Source organism: Psychromonas marina (assembly GCF_030161115.1).
GTDB classification, from domain to species: Bacteria; Pseudomonadota; Gammaproteobacteria; order Enterobacterales; family Psychromonadaceae; genus Psychromonas; species Psychromonas marina.
In genome coordinates, this window is the sequence record NZ_BSPQ01000025.1 from 19,611 (window position 1) to 38,757 (window position 19,147).

18 protein-coding genes are annotated in these 19,147 nt (G+C 39.4%); 9 read left to right on the forward strand and 9 right to left on the reverse strand.

Translation table 11 applies throughout. The features are described 5' to 3' along the window. Positions 1 to 35: 35 nt before the first annotated feature. Positions 36 to 608 (reverse strand): nucleoside triphosphate pyrophosphohydrolase family protein, encoded by a 573-nt coding sequence (locus QQK09_RS17920; RefSeq protein ID WP_284205552.1) that lies wholly within the window; start codon positions 606 to 608, stop codon positions 36 to 38. A 126-nt stretch (positions 609 to 734) separates the two neighbouring features. Between QQK09_RS17920 and QQK09_RS17925 the strand changes: the two genes are divergently transcribed. Beyond that, positions 735 to 2,234, forward strand: coding sequence for a hypothetical protein (locus QQK09_RS17925; RefSeq protein ID WP_284205553.1), 1,500 nt, complete (start codon positions 735 to 737; stop codon positions 2,232 to 2,234). Further along, positions 2,224 to 2,442, forward strand: coding sequence for a hypothetical protein (locus QQK09_RS17930; RefSeq protein WP_284205554.1), 219 nt, complete (start codon positions 2,224 to 2,226; stop codon positions 2,440 to 2,442). Before QQK09_RS17925 ends, QQK09_RS17930 begins: the two co-directional genes overlap by 11 nt. A 28-nt stretch (positions 2,443 to 2,470) precedes the next feature. Here the strand turns inward: QQK09_RS17930 and QQK09_RS17935 are convergent, their stop codons facing one another. Next, positions 2,471 to 3,313: a 23S rRNA (adenine(2030)-N(6))-methyltransferase RlmJ gene (locus QQK09_RS17935; protein WP_284205555.1), complete on the reverse strand. Its 843-nt coding sequence runs from the start codon at positions 3,311 to 3,313 to the stop codon at positions 2,471 to 2,473. Positions 3,314 to 3,488: 175 nt separating this feature from the next. Here QQK09_RS17935 and QQK09_RS17940 point away from each other — a divergent pair, with 175 nt between their 5' ends. From QQK09_RS17940 to QQK09_RS17950, 3 genes are all read left to right on the forward strand, one after another. Beyond that, the gene (locus QQK09_RS17940; RefSeq protein ID WP_284205556.1) at positions 3,489 to 4,871 is read left to right on the forward strand and encodes an MFS transporter; all 1,383 of its coding nucleotides are present in this window, start codon (positions 3,489 to 3,491) and stop codon (positions 4,869 to 4,871) included. Beyond that, positions 4,864 to 5,490, forward strand: coding sequence for a single-stranded DNA-binding protein (ssb, locus tag QQK09_RS17945; RefSeq protein WP_284205557.1), 627 nt, complete (start codon positions 4,864 to 4,866; stop codon positions 5,488 to 5,490). The genes QQK09_RS17940 and ssb overlap by 8 nt, the downstream gene beginning before the upstream one ends. Before the next feature lie 383 nt (positions 5,491 to 5,873). Beyond that, the gene (locus QQK09_RS17950) at positions 5,874 to 7,025 is read left to right on the forward strand and encodes a linear amide C-N hydrolase (protein ID WP_284205558.1); all 1,152 of its coding nucleotides are present in this window, start codon (positions 5,874 to 5,876) and stop codon (positions 7,023 to 7,025) included. 219 nt (positions 7,026 to 7,244) lie between these two features. On the opposite strand, the gene QQK09_RS17955 is transcribed toward QQK09_RS17950, so the two are convergent. The 3 genes from QQK09_RS17955 to QQK09_RS17965 all read right to left on the reverse strand — a co-directional run bounded on the left by QQK09_RS17955 (position 7,245) and on the right by QQK09_RS17965 (position 10,380). Beyond that, positions 7,245 to 8,393: a ParB/Srx family N-terminal domain-containing protein gene (locus tag QQK09_RS17955; protein WP_284205559.1), complete on the reverse strand. Its 1,149-nt coding sequence runs from the start codon at positions 8,391 to 8,393 to the stop codon at positions 7,245 to 7,247. Positions 8,394 to 8,537: 144 nt separating this feature from the next. Then, on the reverse strand, positions 8,538 to 9,725 hold the full coding sequence (locus QQK09_RS17960; RefSeq protein WP_284205560.1) for a multidrug effflux MFS transporter: 1,188 nt from the start codon (positions 9,723 to 9,725) through the stop codon (positions 8,538 to 8,540). A 115-nt stretch (positions 9,726 to 9,840) separates the two neighbouring features. After that, entirely contained in the window at positions 9,841 to 10,380 is a 540-nt protein-coding gene (locus QQK09_RS17965) for a hypothetical protein (RefSeq protein WP_284205561.1), read from the reverse strand. Between the two features lie 397 nt (positions 10,381 to 10,777). Here QQK09_RS17965 and QQK09_RS17970 point away from each other — a divergent pair, with 397 nt between their 5' ends. Continuing rightward, entirely contained in the window at positions 10,778 to 11,128 is a 351-nt protein-coding gene (locus QQK09_RS17970; RefSeq protein WP_284205562.1) for a hypothetical protein, read from the forward strand. A 26-nt stretch (positions 11,129 to 11,154) separates the two neighbouring features. On the opposite strand, the gene QQK09_RS17975 is transcribed toward QQK09_RS17970, so the two are convergent. After that, positions 11,155 to 11,583 (reverse strand): MarR family winged helix-turn-helix transcriptional regulator, encoded by a 429-nt coding sequence (locus QQK09_RS17975; RefSeq protein WP_284205563.1) that lies wholly within the window; start codon positions 11,581 to 11,583, stop codon positions 11,155 to 11,157. Positions 11,584 to 11,716: 133 nt separating this feature from the next. Between QQK09_RS17975 and QQK09_RS17980 the strand changes: the two genes are divergently transcribed. Together QQK09_RS17980 and QQK09_RS17985 are read left to right on the forward strand one after the other, a co-directional pair. Continuing rightward, complete coding sequence (locus QQK09_RS17980; RefSeq protein ID WP_284205564.1) at positions 11,717 to 12,457, forward strand: siderophore-interacting protein; 741 nt, start codon at positions 11,717 to 11,719, stop codon at positions 12,455 to 12,457. A 215-nt stretch (positions 12,458 to 12,672) separates the two neighbouring features. After that, the gene (locus QQK09_RS17985; protein ID WP_284205565.1) at positions 12,673 to 13,494 is read left to right on the forward strand and encodes a substrate-binding periplasmic protein; all 822 of its coding nucleotides are present in this window, start codon (positions 12,673 to 12,675) and stop codon (positions 13,492 to 13,494) included. A gap of 57 nt (positions 13,495 to 13,551) precedes the next feature. On the opposite strand, the gene ansA is transcribed toward QQK09_RS17985, so the two are convergent. Further along, positions 13,552 to 14,556 carry an asparaginase gene (ansA, locus tag QQK09_RS17990; RefSeq protein WP_284205566.1) on the reverse strand — a complete coding sequence of 335 codons (1,005 nt, stop codon included), beginning with the start codon at positions 14,554 to 14,556 and terminating at the stop codon, positions 13,552 to 13,554. Between the two features lie 183 nt (positions 14,557 to 14,739). Then, on the reverse strand, positions 14,740 to 16,659 hold the full coding sequence (locus tag QQK09_RS17995; protein ID WP_284205567.1) for a RecQ family ATP-dependent DNA helicase: 1,920 nt from the start codon (positions 16,657 to 16,659) through the stop codon (positions 14,740 to 14,742). Between the two features lie 43 nt (positions 16,660 to 16,702). Between QQK09_RS17995 and QQK09_RS18000 the strand changes: the two genes are divergently transcribed. Then, positions 16,703 to 17,419 (forward strand): tRNA-uridine aminocarboxypropyltransferase, encoded by a 717-nt coding sequence (locus tag QQK09_RS18000; RefSeq protein ID WP_284205568.1) that lies wholly within the window; start codon positions 16,703 to 16,705, stop codon positions 17,417 to 17,419. A 511-nt stretch (positions 17,420 to 17,930) separates the two neighbouring features. On the opposite strand, the gene tuf is transcribed toward QQK09_RS18000, so the two are convergent. Continuing rightward, positions 17,931 to 19,115 (reverse strand): elongation factor Tu, encoded by a 1,185-nt coding sequence (tuf, locus tag QQK09_RS18005; RefSeq protein WP_284205569.1) that lies wholly within the window; start codon positions 19,113 to 19,115, stop codon positions 17,931 to 17,933. Positions 19,116 to 19,147: the final 32 nt, after the last annotated feature.

Sequence of the window (19,147 nt, forward strand, 5' to 3'; positions counted from 1 at the left end):
TACTTCCCCAAGGTTAAACACCTTGGGGATTCACTCTACACAAGCGGAGTCAAATCAGCAGGACGATAATAAACTGATTTTAATACTTTACCTTGGCGTACAATTTTACCTTGCATCTGTACATCTTTAGCGCATTTTGCGATGACGAACTCACCTTTTACGCTATCAATTAACTCGACACCTTGTTTAGCATAAAAAGCTTGTGTCTCTTTATACTCTGCTTGGTTACGACATACTTTACTCATATTACTCGCATGAACTTCATCCCAGCAAGGTAAGAAATTAATATCACGCTGCCTAGCAACATTTAAAAACAGATCAATCAGATAACTGATAGCGAGATTGTCAGAGACCTTATTATCACCAAGGTGCACTAAGCGCCCCATTAATACATAGACACTATCAACAATCGCATCAGCTTGCTCAATTTTACAGTCCGCTTCAGCCAACTCAGTAAGTTCTTCGATAATCAATGAGCTATGTAATTGGTCCGCTTTTTCATCAAGTGAGCCAGGATCATTACAAGGCAGATCAAATGTTTCACGGAATTGAGTAATATTGTCATAAAGATGATCAAAAATAGCGGGGGTAAGTTGTGAAAGTTGCATTTAATGCCTTTATAAAAGAGGAAAATAAAGGCGTTAAGTTAGCAAATTTTCAAGAAAAAAAACACTTGGTTTTTTTACACGCAAAAACAACCAGTTAATTATATACTAAACAAAAAGGAGGGACTCTTGCGTAAAATTAAGGTTAAACAACAGGAAAAGTTATCAATAAAATTAACCCATCAGATAAAACATGGCGAATCTCGACGTATTGACCTGTATATCTCTTTGCCTAAAGAGATGGGCATCAATAAAAGCACCCTCTCTGAAACCGAATACTTCAATGCGGGCATTAAAGGTCGACGCGCTTATTTCACCGAAGGTTTGCACCTTCCTCTATTACATACCCGTTTTGCCAATCGCATGAAGCGCTCACCAGAGGAGTATAAAAGTAACCTTAACCTTTTTGCGTACCAATATATCGTTGCCTTAGATACCGATACAGATGAGACATTAAGTATTGATGACAGTGAAGGTTTACGTGATTTTTACCATCAAGCAATTGATGTCACTGAACAATGCTTAGCGATTTTAAAAAAACACCGCCTGCATACCCCTAGCGATCCTAAATTGCTGTCGATATTTGAAAATGTGGATAACTATCTCTCTTGGTATACTGAGCAGTCCATTTTGCATATGCTTGCGAAAAAACCACGTCACTCAGAATTTTCAGAAACACGTCTTGCACTGCTCGCTATCTGTGATGAAGAAAACATTTACCGTAAAAAGAAAGCCTACAATACGGCAGCGACATTAAGTGACCCCAACCGAATATCAAATAAGATGCGCTTATTACGTCGTTTAATCGAATACGGGGTGATCTTCAAAAGTGAAACCCATGAACTCGGTAAAATCATTCGCAAAGTGGTCACAGGTGTAGCGACGGCACTAATAATGAGTGTAGTACTGGTATTAATCATTAAAACACAAGGTGCATTCAGTACATTAAGTGCGTTAATGATATTCATTCTAGCGGTCATTTATGGCATTCGAGAGGTATTTAAAGATGACTTTAAGAATATGCTGTGGCGCTGGATACGGAGAGGTAAGCCTAAATGGGCGCGTACTTTAAAAGATTCCACGAGCAAAAATGAGATAGCAACACAACGTGTATGGCTTGATTATATTAATGCTAAAAAATTACCGACTCAAACGGTCGACTTACTTGCACGGCGACACAGTCAAAATAAACAGAGTGCTGAATATCTACATTACCGTGTTGAAACTAAAGTCAGCAAAGATGGCTTTCAAGCAGGTTATAACAGTTTAGAAGAAACCATTTTATTTAGCTTACGCCCTTTTGCACGTTATCTTGAACGTGGTACCGGTAAAGTTTATGAACAAAATGCGCCCGATGCGAATAAAGAAAAAATTCAAAGTACCTCTATTGAACGTCGTTATCAGATAAATATTGTTGTCGCACTTGATCAAGGACTGTATACGGAAGAGTTTGAACGCTATAAAATCACACTTAATCGCTCTGGGATTATTGATATAGTAAAATCTGGAGAAGCGTCTAAAAAAGATAAAAGTAAATATGGTCGCTACACTAAATTAAAAGCATTATTAAATTTTAAAAAGCCACGCTTTAAAAGCAGACGGGAAAAGAAAAAGACTAATGACAAATAAAAAAGCCACCTATGCGTTTTCCATTAAACGTTACTTAATTAGCTTATTGTATCTGGCGCTGTTAGTCGCGAGTATTGCAATGTTTGTTGATGATATTGCTCAACAAACATTAATACAATTATTTTTCTTTATGGCAATGTTAACGCTGGTTGTGCAATCTATTATTGGTTTAATCGCTAATAGATTGCATCGCAACAAAAAAAAGTAGCAACAACTCAACAGACGCTAGTAGGGAGTTACTCCCCTACTAGCGTCTCAATGCGGTAAAAGCCTTTATCTTCTTTCGCAAGATTTTTAGCAAGAAACGGTAATGATGCTTGCATCTCTTTCTTCAGCGTCCATGGTGGATTAATGACAATCATACCGCTAGAGGTCATGCCTTTTTCGCCAGAATCTGCTTCAATACCTAATTCAAATAATTGAATATTTTTAATACCAGAAGCGATTAAATCACGTTCCATTTTTTTAATGGTAATACGGTTAACAACGGGATACCACAATGCATAGGTACCTGTTGCAAAACGCTTCACTGATTCAATTAACGTATCAACAACTTCTTCATACTCTGTTTTAATTTCGTAAGATGGGTCAATCAAAATGTAACCGCGACGCTCTTTCGGTGGCATATTCGCAACCAGTCCTTGTAAGCCATCACTTTTAGCCATTTTTATCTGTCTATCACCCGAGAAGTTTTCACGCATATTAGTAAACTCGTTTGGGTGTAACTCAAACAAAAACATGCGATCGTCTTCACGTAACATTTGACGTGCGATACTTGGAGAGCCTGGGTAATGCTTTAAATCTTTCAAGGCATTAAATTCAGCAACCTGTTCCATATAGTTACTAACTGGCAGGGGTAAATCTTTGCGTCCCCATAAACGCATAATACCGTTATTAAACTCTTTGGTTTTTAATGCTTGTTCTGAGCTAAGCGAATAAGCGCCGCAACCCGAATGAGTATCCAAATAGCAGAAAGGTTTATCTTTCTTAAGCATGTGGTTCAGTATAGAAACCGAAACTGTGTGTTTTAACACATCGGCAAAATTACCTGCATGAAAAGAGTGGCGATAGCTGAGCATAGGATTTCCCAAAAAACAAAAAAGTAGAACCTCCAGTATAATGATTTTTTCGTAATAGCGCTAAATATCCTCATGATACTTCAAGATGCGACGTCGGTAGGATAAAGCTTTTTTGAGCAGACACAGGGATATGCTATTATCGTCGCCCCAATTATTTTGCTGAAATGGAATATTTATGCAAACCGATGCGCTTAATCCACTGGAAAAACGCACTGCAATATCACTGTCATTAGTGTTTGCGCTACGTATGCTTGGTCTGTTTATGATCATGCCAGTATTTGCCATTTATGGACAAGATCTCGTTGGTTATTCACCAATGTGGGTTGGCCTTGCAATTGGTGCCTATGGATTAACACAAGCCTTACTTCAGATTCCTGCTGGAATGTTGTCCGACAAGTTTGGTCGTCGCCCTATCATCTATATCGGTCTGCTTATTTTCGCCTTAGGAAGTTTAGTTGCCGCCTTTTCTGAATCGGTTTATGGCGTGACATTTGGTCGCGCACTGCAAGGCGCAGGTGCCATTGCCAGTGCGGTATTAGCCTTAGCGGCCGATGTAACACGTGAAGAGCAGCGCCCGAAAGCGATGGGTATGATTGGGGTAAGCATTGGTATTGCCTTTGCAATCTCAATGGTAGCAGGCCCGCTATTAGCTCCTTTGATTGGCTTAAAAGGGCTATTTATGATCACCGCTTGTGGCGCGTTAACCGGCATTGCGATTGTGCATTTTATGGTGCCACATATTGTTAGCAAAGCACCACGTGGGGAAACCGTTGCTATTCCTGCACTGCTTGGTAAATTGGCTAAAGACCCACAACTATTACGTTTAAATTTAGGCATTTTTACCCTACATATGACCCTCACTGCAATGTTTATCGCTTTACCACTGCAGTTACAAACGATGCAACTTGCAGCACAAAACCATTGGCATTTATATCTTCCTGCATTGTTGCTGTCTTTTTTATTCATGATTCCAATGTTAATTGTGGCAGCCAAGAAAGAGAAAAATCGCCAGTTTTACCTGTTTGCTATCCTATTAATGGCGACTAGCTTGCTGTTAATGGCCTTTGCTGAGCACTCCTTAGCAATGATGTTCTTGTGTATCTTATTGTACTTTACGGCTTTTAATTTTTTAGAGGCTTCATTGCCTGCATTTATCTCAATGCTTTCACCTGCGGGAGCAAAAGGCAGTGCGATGGGGATCTATAGCACGTATCAGTTTTTAGGCGCATTTTTTGGTGGTATTTTAGGGGGTGTTTCCTATAAACTACTCGGTAATAGTGGCCTATTTCTATTTTTAGCCAGCTTAATGTTGATATGGTTTTTTATTTCATGGGGTATGCATAACCCAAGTAAAATTCGTACACACACATTAACTGCAAGTATTAAAGATGAGCATCATGCAACGCAATTAACTGAACGGTTGATTGAGCTTGAAGGTGTGTTAGAAGTCGTGATTATCATTGAAGAGCAGACTGTTTATATCAAAGTAAATAATAAAATATTTACCTTGCAAACAGCCAAACAAATATTAGTTAAAGCGGAGCAAAAATATGTTTAACCGTAGTGTAAACAAAGTTGTATTAGTTGGTAACCTAGGTAAAGATCCTGAGATGCGTTACATGCCAAATGGCAATGCGGTAGCAAACTTTTCAATCGCAACAACTGAAAGCTGGAAAAATAAGCAAACAGGCGAATACGAAAACCAAACTGAATGGCATAACCTAACAGTATTTGGAAAATTCGGCGAGATGTGTGGCCAGTACCTTAAGAAAGGTGCAAAGGTTTATGTTGAAGGAAAAATTAAAACAGAAAAATGGCAGGATAAAACATCTGGCCAAGATCGTTTTTCAACTAAAATCATTGTTTCTGAATTACAGATGATGGATTCAAATAACAGCGGTCAAGGTGGTCAACAGTTCCAAGGCAACCAAAACCAACAATTCCAAGGTGGTCAGCAACAAGCGCCTCAACAAGCTCAACAGTCTTGGGGTAATGCTCCGCAACAAGCGCCACAGCAACAAGCTGCACCGCAAATGGCACCAGCTTACCAGCCAGCTCCGCAACAGGCTCCTGCACCACAACAGCAAGCACCTGCTCCTCAGCAACAAGCTGCACCGCAAGCGCCAGCTCAATACAATGAGCCATCAATGGATTTTGATGACGATATCCCGTTCTAGGCTCTGTTTATCTTGAAAAAGAAAACAATTTGAACAACATAAAAACCAGCGTAATTGCTGGTTTTTTTATACGTGTAAAAAATAAAACCTAACACCCAAGCTTGAAACATCCTCACTTCCACAACGGAAATGATAGTGAGCAACAAAACACTTTACGACTATTTATACCAATGACAGTAAATAGCCGATCTATTTTACTGGTTAAAAAAATCACTTCTACGTTACAACTTTAGCAAATGGAACAAACACTTACATCAACTTACGCCTTGAATTAAGCTGTTTTTCCTACGCTAAATTTAGATCACAGACTTAATGTAATTAGTATTAGGCTATATTTTCTACTATCAATATGATTCCAACTACATTAATAAAGGATAAAAAGCATGAAGAGACTCACTCGGCGCTGTGCTCGTAATGGAGTACTTATTGCGACCTGCTTTGCATTATCACCAATAGCAGATGCCTGTACACGTATGTTCTGGAACACCATTGATGGCATTAAAATTGTCGGTCGCAATGAAGATTATGTTACCGCTTCACATCCTACTTTAGTAGCAACACCCCGTGGTGTTGAACGTCACGGCACAGCTGATAAATCAAAGCGTGCAAATAGCCTTTCTTGGATCGTTAAATATGGCAATATTGCCACTTATGCCAATAATCGTTTCCCTAATGATGGCATGAACGAGATGGGATTGACCGCACGAACACTATTTTATGTTGATGGCGATCCAAACCAAATCGCTGCTCCGGATAGTAAAAATAAACAACTCGATGAAGATCACTGGGTAAGCTACGTGCTAGATAACTTCTCCTCTGTTGCAGAAGCTGTTGCAGCCTTTAAAGAAGGTATTTATCTAGTCTCCGTAACAGGGAGTAAAGGATCAGGATTTAGTTATGCTACGCCCAAACATCTCGCGATGGCAGACTCAACAGGCGATTCAGCGATCTTAGAGATTCAAAATGGTAAATTGAAGATATTTCATGGCGAACAATACCGTATTTTAACTAACCCACCTTCATATCAAGAAGAGTTAGATGATGTGATAAAATTCCAGAATGTAGCCCAAGAGCAATTACCGGTGAGTTGGTCAGGAGCAGATCGCTTTGTTCGTGCAGATTATTTTCTTCGCCACTTACCAAAGCCTATCAATAACGACGCACAAACGGCTTACGGCTTTATGTACTCAGCATTAGCAACAACGGTGATGCCTGCAGGTTTACCATCACCTGCTGAAGATATTGAAATTATAGACAAATTAGTGGCTACGCTTACGGATCCCAATGAGACATATGGCGGTGCTGCAACCTACTTTCAGTCAATTTCAGATTTAACCAATAAACACTATCGCTTTAAATCCCTGATGGCACCTTCTGATGTATTCTTTAACTTTAAAGGCTACGACTTTTCGAAAGGGCAGCCTGTTAAAGTTATTAAACGCATTGATCAATATGCACAACAAGGCTGGAGTGGAAATGTAACACCTCACCTAGTCAATATTACAGGTGATATCTACTCGCAATCGATAGAGTAGTTTGACGATATAAAGCCGTTAATAGTAAGTAAATAAGTAAGCGAATTTAGCCCTCGCTTACTGTTATTCCCTGCCACTTAGTATCCTGTATTGATATTTTCTGCGACTTGAATCATTCCTTTATACTTATCTTTCGACTAATTTAATTCCATTGGTACAAACAATATACCTGCGCGGATAGCTGTTTTTTTGAATGAGGATTCAGCCTAAATTTAATCGCTATTTATTTGCTAAATCATAACGCTGCGCATAATCATTCGGGTTATTACAGGGTATAGGGAAGTCTTCGATAGCAATCCCTTGATGGTAAAATGCCCAACCTAACTTACCTAGTTTCATCTTACCTTCAGCTGCTTTCTCTTTATCCCATTCACAGATTGTTGTTTCTATAACGCCTTGAACAGAGTCAAACGGTAGCACATCCATTTTCCCTAACTCTTTAGTTGTTTTACCGCTATCGCCAAGTGGGTGATCATCGCTTAAATCAACCATATAATTAGTAATATTTAACACCGTTTGTGCATACTCAGTGATACCTTCATTGCCAGTAATAGTAAAACTTGGACGAACCTCTTCTGCCCAATAATATTCTAGAAATGGAATCGAAGCAGCTTCGCCTTTATCCCAGCCGATATCACGGGTGTAATAGGTAACCGCTCTAAATTCATCGTTGCCCATTCCCTGTAAATTATCCGGCCCTTTAGCGCCTAGATTTTTAGGAAGGTCTGCATAGTTAATCGTTTGACCATTATCCAATAAATAAACGTTCTTATTGCTGTTCATAAATGCCCAAAACTGCTCCATGCTTTCTAGCTCAGATAAGTTTTTAACCACTCTAACTAATACAGGTAAATGCTTTCCACCGCCCTGCATATCATAAAATCGGCTATTGGTATGATGTCCATCGGTTATATAAAGCTCGCCATTTGGCGCGACATAAACAGGAGTGATCGCATCCATCGCACGTAGTTGACCTGTTGCATCTTTTGTTAACTGCCCCTCTTTATTTCTTGGCTGTTTACACTGAAAAGAGTCTGGATCCTGTGCATTTGCTGTCGCGTCATTAAAATCAACAACACTGCCACGCATACCATAAGTTTCGCACAGCTCTTCAAACATTTTCTTAGGCTCTTTTTCCCAGCGCCCAAGCTTATAAGCATTTTGTTTTAAACCAATATTCATTTGCGTTGGCGCTAAGTTACCAAGTGCGACCCACTCTAAATCGCCCTCTTCAAAGCTTTTAAATACCTCTTGCCCCTTAGTAGCCTCAAAGGTTGCAAGCTCTTGGTTTGAATTTGTCGACTGACAAGCGACAAGTTGCGATACGATAAGAACAGATAAAATGGTTTTCAGTGGTGCCTTGAACATTATTAAGCCTCTAGTAATGAAAAATATGATGAGCAAAAAGATGCGGATTAATATAGCTCTGGCAAGTTACATATTTATTAAACAGCTGATAAATAATAATTTTAATTTATCAGCATCATGCGAGGTAATATAAAGATAAGTGTATTAACCAGCACTGCTTTGATGAATATGATTACGTCGATTAGCAGTGATTGCCCCGAATAAAGACAGTAACGCACAGCTAAACATGATAATTATCATCGGCCATAGTGAATGCTGGCTAAGCAACGCAGCAACGGCACTGATTGATGCACCAACAAAAAATTGCGTTGCCCCTAAAGCCGCTGATGCAGTCCCTGCATTTTTGCCAAAATGACGCATGAAACTCGCATTAGCATTGGCCATAATGCCCCCATTAGCTGCAATACTGAGAACAAAACCACAGACTGCAAACCATAAACTCTCGGGAGCGAATAGCTGAGAAGCAATTAAAACAGAGGTACCAATTAGCTGTAATTTAATAAAGTTAGGCAATAACCTTTCAGGATCAAAGCGATTAAGTAGGTAAGAGTTAAGGCGATTTATAGCGATAAGGCCTGTTATATTAGCAATAAATAAGCTTGAAAATAGCGTTGTAGAAACACCGTAGTTAATCAGATAAACAAAGGGAGCATTAGTGATAAAGGTAATTAAAACAGAATAGCTAAATGCGACTGATGCTAAATACCCAAGTGCCTGTTTATGTTGAAATACACCTTTAAATCCGATCGATTTTGGTTTGTGAGTCTTTTTTAATTGTGGCGGCATAATTAATACCGCCGCTACTGCAACTGCAAGCGCTAACATGCCCGATAGGCTAAAAATCCAATGCCAACTAAGCGTATTTAAAATCAGCGTGCCAATAGAGGGGGCAAGTGAGGGAGCCGCCATCATAATCAATGCGATTAAGGAGAATAGTTTTGCTGCTTGCTGCCCCTCAGCCACATCACGAATAGTCGCTGAAACACCAACAACGGCAATACCACCACCTATTGATTGCAATACTCGCCACAGCCAAAATAACTCAACACTCTTTGTTGCAGAAAGCATCAAACTAAAAACAGCAAAAATCACTAGGCCAGCAACCATTATTTTTTTACGCCCAACTTTATCTGAAAGAGGCCCACCTATTAACTGCCCAATCGCCATGCCAAAAATATAGATACTGACGGTGATAGAGATTGTTGATGTATTAACACCCATATCAGTGGCAATTAAAGGGACAGCAGGTAGATAACTATTAATCGCAAAAGGGGTCATCGCGAATACTGCGGCAAGTAATAATATTAATTTAATCGGGATAGTTGTTTGCATGGTGAGCTTGATTTTCCTTCAAAACGATACGCTCACCGATACCTACATTTGAATAACAACAGCATAGTGAGCGAGTTTATTTTATAGAGGGAATATTTGAAATTAGCATTCGACGCTATTTTTCAGCATTTTTTTCTCGTTGCTCTATCACTAAAGAAAGATCAAAGCCTGCCGCTTGCAATGCATCAAAATGCTTACCTTTAACACGCTCAAGAATCATTGGTTGAACGCCAGTAATCACAGTAAAAAGTGTACCGAAAACAGTCAATAAAAAAGCACTCACCGTCCACCCTTCGGTAAAGAGTTGAGTCAGCCCAAGAGCTGCACCAAGAAGCCCTATCGCAGACATTGCTTTAAGTGCTTTCATGCCCTTAATATTTTCCATCGATACGTCTTCTAAAATAGTCGCTTGTTGGTCACCCATTTTAAAACCAACCAGAGTGGATATTTTTTTAGATTTTGCAAATACAAACTCCCCCGTCATCTCTTCAGTTAATAACAGATTGATATTCTCGCTAACTAAGACACGATTAGTGCTCATCGTTTCAGTTTTGTTATTCTCTTGTAACTCAATAAATGAGTAACTCACTGAGCTGTTATTGTTTTCAAGCGTACCCAGTTTTAAAATTGTGCCTGTTACTGTAATGTAATCCATATCGCCTCTTTCAATCTATATTTAGTTCGTGTCATTCATTTTAGGTATTTGCAACCTTGGCAAATTCACATAATACCATTCTACTCTTTTAAATCCGCTAACGTCATTTTACACATCCTAAAATAAGACAAATAAATAAAAATTTTATTGGCTAACCTAACAAAGCACTAATAACTAACATGAAGTAACGTCTGATTTTTTTGTGTTAATCGCTAAGCACTAAGATCAAATAAGCGATAAAAATTTGAAGCAACGCGCTGTATTACCAAGCAAAAAAGCGTGACTTTGTTATTATGATAAAATTAATTTAAATGGTACTAAGCAAGGAAATCTGTAACGCTTAGACCTATGTGAGGTATTCTCTGAGTATCTGTCTGTACCACTGGAGCACAGAAGTATGCTAACAATTTCAGCGTTAATCTTTTATATTCTACTTATCGGTGCAGGTGGCTTTGCATGGTACTGTTCAAGGCTATCCCTGAAAAAATCATTAGCACACCTGCTACAAAAACAACATTTTTCTGCCTTCACTTTTTATGCTCTACATCTTATCGCAGCTGTGATGGCAACCGTCGTCATCAGCGCAACAGTTGGCGAATTCTTGTTAGTACTGACAGGAACGCCTTTAGCGCCAGCAACTTATACTATGATTATGATTGTCGTTATTACAGTTACCATAATAGGCACGGTAATGAGTGCCCATAAACCAGTAATGGGTGCTTTAAAAGCAAAAAATCAATCGCACTAATAAGCGACTAAAGTGATCATTGAAGATTAAAATGCTTTCAAGTTAGCCGAAATCATCAAAGCCGTACTTTTGAATGAAGCTAACTGTTCTGCTGGAATATTTTCCTGCATCTTTTCATAAATTTGCAGTTCGGTAACACGAATCAGTTCAGCAAGTTCTTTACCCTGTTCAGTTAATTGTAATAGCTGGCTTCTTTTATCTTCAGGGTTCGCTGTTTTAGTTAACCAGCCATTCGTTATCATCTCTTTAATTAAACGTGCTATCTGTGCTTTGTCCCTGTTAAAGAAAATAACGATATCATTGGCAGTACAATTCTGGCTTTTACTAATAAAAGTTAAACACTTCACGTTCATTCCATTCAACCCCGCCTCATGATCCTTAAGCGTCGAGCGCATCGCCATTTTATATGAATGCAGAATATTAAAAACAATATCGGTCACTGAGTCGTTATGCATGAGATTAACCTTCTAGTTATTAGTCATCAATTATTAATTAGGCATTAGAAGTTAGTTGACAAAGTCAACACACTTAAACTATAGTAGACCTTATCAACTTAATCGATATTATTCAAGTTAATGAGGAAAAACAATGAGACCTAGAAAACCAAATGTACGCATGACACATGTTTCACAAATCATCGAACTTTCTTCTCACCTTCGCCGCATTATCGTCACAGGTGATAGCTTGAATGATTTTCCAATTAGCCTTGAGGGCGGTTATGTAAAAGTTGTACTACCACAACAGGGCGATGACCCCAAAAAGATGCGGTCTTATACGATTCGCGCTTTTGATCCTATAACAAAAAAACTAGAGCTCGACTTTGTAATTAATCGTCACGATGGGCCAGCAACACGATGGGCACGTGATGCCAAAGTCGGTGACAGCATTGGTATTGCTGGTCCAGGACCGATGAAACTGACACATTATGATCATCATAGCTACCTGTTAATTGGCGATCTCACTTCTATGAATGCACTCAACGGTTACATTCCAAGATTTAAAAAAGAGGCAGATGTAAGAGCGATTATCGTCGTGCCAACACGCTCGGACATTATCGCTATGGATTATGATGAGAGTGATAATACAACATGGTTTGTAGAAGATGAGACAGAGCAAACATTGGCGCAAAAAGTAATTGAAGTCGCTGCTGATATGTCTAAAGATAGTCACCTTTTCTTAGGGCTTGAAGCAGGCGAAATTCGTACCCTCCGTCCACTTCTTCAAGAAGAGATAGGATTTGACCGTGTTAACATTTCCACCGTTGGTTACTGGAAAAAAGGCGTTGATGCAGATCGCTTCGGAGCGCAAAAGAAAGCAAAGCCGCTATAAAATGATGAGATATACCTCATCAACAAAAGCCTGTATATATTCAGTCACAGCTTTTAGTGCTGTGCATAGGTTTTTATATAATTGTCGCTACAGCCTATTTTAATTAGTCGATTGGTCACCAACAGATGTTTCTCTTCTCAGTTACTTTGACAATTAATAGACATTTTTCACTATTACGATTACTCTAATTCCTTTGATATATCAAAGGGAATACCATGAATAACGGACTAAGAAAAATCACCTCTATTGTCATATTTATCAACTTGCTATCTATCTTACTATTCACTCATGTAGCACATGCAGCTAATACTACATTTGAACGCATTAATAAAAGTGGTGTGCTCGTGGTGGGTATGTCAGGTGAACAACCTCCTTTTAACTTCGTCTCAAATCAAGAGACGGTCATCGGTTATGATGTTGATTTAGCGACAGCACTTGGAAAATCACTCGATGTAAAAGTACGTATTGAATTGATGCCTTTTGCTGAATTAGTGAAAGCACTGCAGAAACATGAGATAGACGTTATCATTTCAGGGTTTGCTTTTACTAAAGCGCGTAGTGAGGAACTTATCTTTGTTGGACCTTATGCCCTCTCAGGAAAGTCATTAATCATTAATAAAAATAGATTAAAAGAGATCCAAGCCTCTACCGGTCTTAACCATCAATCCGTGCATCTCATGGCGCTAGAAAACTCAACCAGCAAAACACTGGCAGAAGAGCGCCTTGGCAAAGCAAAACTGACCACGATTAAACATTATGAAGATGCAATACTTGCTTTACGTGCAGGGAAAGCTGATGGTTTAGTTGCCGATTTAGCCGTCTGTGAATTGGCCGTTATCCGCGATACCGAAAAACAATTAACAACATTAAAAAAACCATTAGCCGTAGAAGATATCAGTATTGCAATGAACAAAAATGAACCCTTTTTAGAGAGTAGTTTATCGGAAAAATTGTACACCTTAGGGGAATCAGGTGAACTCACTACTCTGCATAAAAAGTGGTTTAACGATCCAGGTTGGTTGGCACTCTTACCTTAGGTTTTACATAGCGTCATCTACAAGTAATCACAGTGCCATTATTGTTCGGCCCTGTGATTAACTCAATTCACCACGTAGATCGGTCTGAAATAGTTCAATTAACTGCGCATGGGGTAAAGACTGACTGAGTAAGTAATATAACTTCGCAATCACCGTTTCAGTGGTCATATCACCACCACTAATAACCCCAGCTTCACTTAACGCATGGCCCGTTGCATAACCTTGCATATTAACCGCACCTTTTAAACACTGACTACAATTAACAATAATAATCCCGCGCTCGCTTGCACGCTTTAATGTCTCTAATAATTGTGCATCTTGTTGTGCATTACCTACGCCGTAAGTTAATAAAACCAACGCCTGTAATGGGCTTTTTAAGAGGTTATCTAAGACTTCCCAGTTAAGTCCCGGAAACATATGCAGAATAGCGATAGATTGTACTTCAATCGAACGCACTTCTAATTTTTCAGTAGGTGCAACAGTTGGCAATTTACTGAATTTTTTAATTTCAATGCCTGCTTCTACTAATGGTGCAACGTTAGGCGATACAAAAGCATCAAAACCATCAGCATACTGTTTAGTCGTACGATTACCGCGGAATAATTGGTTATTAAAAAACAGACAAACTTCATTAATTGGATAATGCGCTGCGATATACAAAGAATTTAATAAATTAATACGTCCATCGGTACGTAGTTGAGACAGTGGGATTTGCGAGCCCGTAATAATGATCGGTTTACTCAAATTTTCAAACATAAATGACAATGCTGATGCAGTATATGACATGGTGTCTGTTCCATGTAATACAATAAAACCATCAAAGTCGTCATAACGCGCTTGTATATCTTGAGCAATGAATTGCCAAACTTCTGGCGAAACATTAGCGGAATCAATCAGAGGGCTATATTCATTAATTTCAAATTCAGGCATATCGTCATGGAAAAAATCAGGCATATTAGCAATCGTTTCTGTTAAATATCCATCAACAGGCACAAATCCTGATGCTGAAGGTTTCATACCAATTGTGCCGCCCGTATAAGCGATATAAATACGTTTTTTCATGCTTAATTACCCGTAAATGATGTAGATTGAGATTATGAACTAGATCACGCTTTATAGACCAACAAAATAAACATATTTTCATCATTTTATTATTCATAAGCGGTAAAAGCTGCCAGCAAAAAATGTAACTTTATATTTTAAGCTTTTGCTGACAGCTGATAGCTAACAACTAACAGCTAACAGCTAACAGCTAACAGCTTCATTACTCTTCACCCACTGCAGCACTTCTGCAAACCGATAACGCTCAAACATGGCAAAACCTGATACCTGACGAACTTTTAGACGGGTAAAAATGGGCGTGGTTAGTCCACATAAAAAACGAGCAATAAGTGTATGGCTCGCATGCTTACCGAGTTTTTCTTTGATCACTGCAGTTAGTTGTACACAATCGTATTCACCCAGAGGCCGTAAAAGAGCGGGTTGTGGTAACACCGTTTGTTGTCCTGCACACACGCTACAATGACCACAAGGAGCTTGTAAATTAGTATCAGAAAAGTAATGCGCTAACTGCCAATTAAGGCACTTACGGCTAGCAAAAAAATCTAATAAAAAATGGATCCGCGTGATTTCACTTTGCTCTTTATCAGCAAAACGCTGGGCAAGCTTAGATGTCAAATCAGGCGTTATTGCTTCACTGAAAACCTTATAAACGTTGGTCATCTGCTTTGTTTGCAATTCAACTAACCCCTGCTGATCCAGATAGTCCAATGCAGTAATCACCCGGCTACGTTCACTCGGATAATAATTTTGTAGCTTTTCAAAATTCATCGTCGACCAAGTACGCGCTTTGTCAGCACTTTCTAGAATAGCCTGTACAAAGTGATGACGTTCATCTTTAAAACGCGCTAAAAGCTCATTTTGAGGCACGAGAAGCTTATATTTGTATTCGGCGTAATAACTATATGCGGGTTGTAATACATTCTCTAACTCTAAATAAACTAATAGGGTTTTTAATGCTAATAAGCGAATATTAGATTGGCTAGATAGGCTATTCATCAATACTTCCCATTGGCCATTATTATTAACTATCTCGTTAATAATATATTCGATAGCACTTGGTTCAGGCGTATCGCTGTAGACAAAGTTCTCTAGCACGTTGAGGTTATCTTTATTGGCAAGCACTAAACAATCGGAAGATGATCCATCGCGCCCCGCACGACCTATCTCCTGAGCATAATTCTCAATCGACTTCGGTAGGTCATAATGCACAACAAAACGAATATCACTCTTATCAATGCCCATGCCAAAAGCAATGGTAGCAACAATCAAGGGTAACTCACCGGACATAAAGCGCTGCTGGATATGCGTTCTCTGCTCGCTATTCATTCCTGCATGATAGGCTTGTGCTTCAATACCTGCACTTGAGAGCGCACTAGCGACTCTCTCAGCCGTTTGCTGCAAGGTGACATAAATGATACCTGCACTTTGCGAACGTTGCTTGAGCCAAGGTACAAGGTGATTAAGCTTATCAACTTCAGTGGTACCAATAACAGCAAGATTAAGATTACTACGATAAGACCCCGTGACAGTGATATTGTGTTTATCGATAGCAAACTTCGCAGACATATCCTCAATCACCTGTGTCGTTGCTGTAGCTGTTAATAACAACACTTGTTGAATATTGAACTCTTGTCGATAGTGGGCGAGTTTGAGGTAATCGGGACGGAAATTATGCCCCCACTCAGAGATACAATGCGCTTCGTCTACCACGAGCAATGAAATTGGAATTTGCTTTAAAAATTGGCGAAAACGTTCACTATTTAAACGCTCTACCGAGATAAACAATATTTTAACCTCGCCCTCTGCTACCGCTTTATAAACTGCGGAAGATTCGGCGGCCGTTTGCATCGATTGAATACTGGCAGCAGATATCCCTTTACGATGTAGAAATTCTAACTGATCCTGTATCAACGCCAGTAATGGTGAAACGACCAAGGTCAAATGGGGAAGCTTTAATGCGGGCAGTTGGTAACAGAGGCTTTTACCTGAGCCCGTGGGAAAAATAGCAGCAGCACTTTTTCCATTTAACAGTGCCTCAATGACCGGCTTTTGTCCTGCTCGAAACGTATTGAAACCAAAATATTGCTGTAATAAATCTTCCATTACTTTACCCTGTGTGAAAAACACTATTGAAGAAATACATTATATGCGAATTCATGCACTGCATAAACTTTACGAACAACGGCTAAGCCAATCAACGCGTCCTTTTTTAGCCCGCGGAGGACGAATAACACGCTGTGTACACTGCATGCTGCTGCCCTATTTATGTATCTGCCGATTTAAAAAAACAGTGCAAACTAACAGCGCATTTCTGTTATTGATGTATGACGATGAAATTCTTAAGCCCAGTAATACGGGTCGTTTAATTGCAGATATCGTACCCGATACCTTCGCATATATTTGGTCTCGCACCGAACCTAATAAAGAGATGTTAGCTTTGTTGCAAGACCCGCAATGGCAACCTGTGGTTATATTTCCCGAAGAGTATAGCCAACCTGAACGGGTTATCTGTGCAGAAAACAATAGTATCGCAAATAAAAAACCTCTGTTCATACTGCTAGATGGTAGTTGGGCACAAGCAAAGAAGATGTTTCGTAAAAGCCCTTACCTGGATAACTTGCCGGTTCTTTCATTTTCACCAGAAAATATTTCACGCTATTTAGTACGTAAAGCCGTCAAAGATAATCAACTCGCTACCGCTGAAGTTGCCGCACTCGCATTAGATTATATAGGCGAGCAAGGTAATGCTGCGCAATTAGAGTTGCTGTTTGAGGTTTTCAAAGAGAACTACCTGTTAGGAAAAGAGCGCAAACAGCTACCAAAGGGTGCTGCATTTTATAAACTTAAAACAGGCAATGATTAGTGGTTAGTGGTTAGAGGTTAGTGGTTAGAACTTAGTAACTAACTAATGACTAATGACTGACAACTAATAACTTTCTTACACCCATAAAAAAAGAGCGCCTTAGCGCTCTTTCATAGTGTTTCTAAATTACGAATATATTGCTCGATGATTTTAGATGCTAGCACCTACGTCTTACCGATACAGTGCCACCTTCACTTTTTACAAAGCAAAAAAAAGAGCGCCTAAGCTCTTCCATAGTGTTTCTAAATTACGAATATATTATTAGATGATTCTACGATACTAGCACCTACGTCTTATTGATACAGAGCCACATTCATACTTTTCTGAAGACATAAAAAAAGAGAGCCTAAGCTCTCTTTTTTGGAAGTTCTAAATTAAAGAGTAATTATTACTCGATGATTTTAGATGCTAGCACCTACGTCTTACCGATACAGTGCCACCTTCACTTTTTACAAAGCAAAAAAAGAGCGCCTTAGCGCTCTTTCATAAGTGTTTCTAAATTACGAATATATTATTCGATGATTTTAGATACAACACCAGCACCTACAGTACGGCCACCTTCACGGATAGCAAAACGTAGACCTTCATCCATTGCGATTGGACCAATTAGGTCAACAACGAATTTAAGGTTATCACCAGGCATAACCATTTCTACGCCTTCAGGTAACTCTACAGCACCAGTGATGTCAGTTGTACGGAAGTAGAACTGTGGACGGTAACCTTTAAAGAAAGGAGTGTGACGACCACCCTCATCTTTACTTAGGATGTACACTTCACCTTCAAATTTAGTATGAGGAGTGATTGAACCAGGCTTAGCAAGTACTTGACCACGTTCGATCTCATCACGCTTAGTACCACGTAGAAGAACACCAACGTTCTCACCAGCACGACCTTCGTCAAGAAGTTTACGGAACATCTCAACACCAGTACATGTAGTTTTAGTAGTTTCTTTAAGACCGATGATTTCAATCTCTTCACCAACTTTGATGATACCACGTTCAACACGACCAGTAACAACAGTACCACGACCTGAAATTGAGAATACATCTTCAATTGGTAGGATGAATGGCTTATCGATGTCACGCTCTGGAAGCGGGATGTATGCATCTAGTGCAGCAGCTAGTTCAAGAATTTTCTCTTCCCATTCAGCTTCACCTTCAAGTGCTTTAAGAGCAGAACCTTGAATTACTGGTAAATCATCACCTGGGAAATCGTATTCAGAAAGAAGTTCACGAACTTCCATTTCTACTAGCTCAAGTAGCTCTTCATCATCAACCATGTCACATTTGTTCATGAATACTACTAAGTGAGGAACACCAACTTGACGAGAAAGTAGGATGTGCTCACGAGTTTGAGGCATAGGACCGTCAGTTGCAGCAACAACAAGGATACCACCATCCATTTGTGCAGCACCAGTGATCATGTTTTTAACGTAATCGGCATGTCCTGGGCAATCTACGTGTGCGTAGTGACGAGTGTCAGTATCGTACTCAACGTGAGAAGTTGAGATTGTGATACCACGTTCACGTTCTTCAGGAGCGTTATCGATAGATGCGAAGTCTTTTGCTTCACCGCCGTTTGCTTTAGCAAGTACGTTAGTGATAGCAGCAGTTAGAGTTGTTTTACCGTGATCGACGTGGCCAATTGTACCAACGTTTACATGCGGTTTATTACGTTCAAATTTTTCTTTAGACACAGTGTGTACCTTCTTATTCAGTTAATACCTCT

Bases quoted from the DNA above. Each gene is read 5' to 3' on its own strand.
- QQK09_RS17985 (WP_284205565.1), top strand. From the start codon at position 12,673: ATGAATAACGGACTAAGAAAAATCACCTCTATTGTCATATTTATCAAC.
- QQK09_RS17920 (WP_284205552.1), bottom strand. From the start codon at position 608: ATGCAACTTTCACAACTTACCCCCGCTATTTTTGATCATCTTTATGAC.
- QQK09_RS18000 (WP_284205568.1), top strand. From the start codon at position 16,703: ATGCGAATTCATGCACTGCATAAACTTTACGAACAACGGCTAAGCCAA.
- QQK09_RS17975 (WP_284205563.1), bottom strand. From the start codon at position 11,583: ATGCATAACGACTCAGTGACCGATATTGTTTTTAATATTCTGCATTCA.
- QQK09_RS17940 (WP_284205556.1), top strand. From the start codon at position 3,489: ATGCAAACCGATGCGCTTAATCCACTGGAAAAACGCACTGCAATATCA.
- ssb (WP_284205557.1), top strand. From the start codon at position 4,864: ATGTTTAACCGTAGTGTAAACAAAGTTGTATTAGTTGGTAACCTAGGT.
- QQK09_RS17935 (WP_284205555.1), bottom strand. From the start codon at position 3,313: ATGCTCAGCTATCGCCACTCTTTTCATGCAGGTAATTTTGCCGATGTG.
- QQK09_RS17955 (WP_284205559.1), bottom strand. From the start codon at position 8,393: ATGTTCAAGGCACCACTGAAAACCATTTTATCTGTTCTTATCGTATCG.
- ansA (WP_284205566.1), bottom strand. From the start codon at position 14,556: ATGAAAAAACGTATTTATATCGCTTATACGGGCGGCACAATTGGTATG.
- QQK09_RS17995 (WP_284205567.1), bottom strand. From the start codon at position 16,659: ATGGAAGATTTATTACAGCAATATTTTGGTTTCAATACGTTTCGAGCA.
- QQK09_RS17980 (WP_284205564.1), top strand. From the start codon at position 11,717: ATGAGACCTAGAAAACCAAATGTACGCATGACACATGTTTCACAAATC.
- QQK09_RS17970 (WP_284205562.1), top strand. From the start codon at position 10,778: ATGCTAACAATTTCAGCGTTAATCTTTTATATTCTACTTATCGGTGCA.
- QQK09_RS17930 (WP_284205554.1), top strand. From the start codon at position 2,224: ATGACAAATAAAAAAGCCACCTATGCGTTTTCCATTAAACGTTACTTA.
- QQK09_RS17965 (WP_284205561.1), bottom strand. From the start codon at position 10,380: ATGGATTACATTACAGTAACAGGCACAATTTTAAAACTGGGTACGCTT.
- QQK09_RS17960 (WP_284205560.1), bottom strand. From the start codon at position 9,725: ATGCAAACAACTATCCCGATTAAATTAATATTATTACTTGCCGCAGTA.
- QQK09_RS17950 (WP_284205558.1), top strand. From the start codon at position 5,874: ATGAAGAGACTCACTCGGCGCTGTGCTCGTAATGGAGTACTTATTGCG.